2 pseudogenes are annotated in these 1,158 nt (G+C 46.2%); both read left to right on the top strand.

The features are described 5' to 3' along the window. Window positions 1–232, top strand: a pseudogene (locus tag CIK04_RS34020) (hypothetical protein); the annotation flags it as partial. Window positions 233–309: 77 nt separating this feature from the next. Then, window positions 310–1,158, top strand: a pseudogene (locus CIK04_RS25985) (sulfurtransferase); the annotation flags it as partial.

The following is a 1,158-nucleotide window of genomic DNA, read 5'->3' on the forward strand; positions in this document are numbered from 1 at the left end:
AGGATTTGGATTACTGTTGTCAGGCATCGCTTTGCTTATCTCGCTGCAACACCTGCTAAGAGATAAGCCGGATAATGAGAGGATTCACGCAATACTGCTTAGCCATACGTTAACTCAATCTTTAGACGGGCATCGACGTTATTTAACGGTCAAGCTCCCAGACTCCAGCGTGCTGAGATTGGCAGTCAAAACCCGGACAATGATTGTCTGCCACCTGCGCAAGTGCTTTTAGCGAAAGGAACAAATGCGCTCACCAAGCAACCTCGCTATCACTTTATTGAATGTCAGAAACCATAAGGAAATCACTCTATGTCCCCGCTTATTTCTGCCAGTGAACTGAATGAGATTAAACAACAAAATTTGGTCATTTTAGATGCCAGCATGGAGTTCACGATTCCCAATGCTGAGCCCAAAATTTTCGGCAAGGTCATCCCTGGTGCTCGTCGATTCGATTACGACCACGAGTTCTGCGATCTTTCCAGTGCTTTGCCTCATATGATGCCCGATCAAGCAACCTCAATGAAGAAGCACAGCAGATCGGATTTAAACAATGATAGCCATATCGTGGTCTACGATGAACGCGGGCACTTACGCCTCGCCAAGAGCGTGGTGGATGCTTAAAGCGATGGGGCATCATCACGTTCAAGTGCTCAATGGCGGTCTAAAAGCTTGGATTGACGCAGGCTTTGAAACCCAAGACAACTTTGAAGCAGCATCACAGATTGGCACATTCAAAGGACAAATTGATCCAGATTATTTCTTAAATGCCGATATTGTTCTGCAGCACAGTAATTTGCGCTCCGCCTCAATTGTCGATGCACGATCTATGGAATCGGTTTTAGCTCAGGTTCCAGAACCCAGAGAAGGCATACGCAGTGGCCACATTCCGGGCTCCCTGTGTTTGCCGTTTTCRCAACTCTTGGACAAAGGCCATATTAAACCTTTGTTCTGGTTTGCAAGAGGCTTTCGAGCCGCTACCATTGGAGCAGAGTAAACCGATCATTTTCAGTTGTGGCTCGGGGGTCACTGCATGTATTTTGTTATTAGGTGCATACCTAATCGGTTACAAAAATTTGTCTGTCTACGACGTTCATGGACGGAATGGGGAGCCAACCCTCAATTACCTATGAACCGTAATCAAGACAGCATCAAACAGAA

The organism is Vibrio sp. 03_296, from assembly GCF_002265885.1.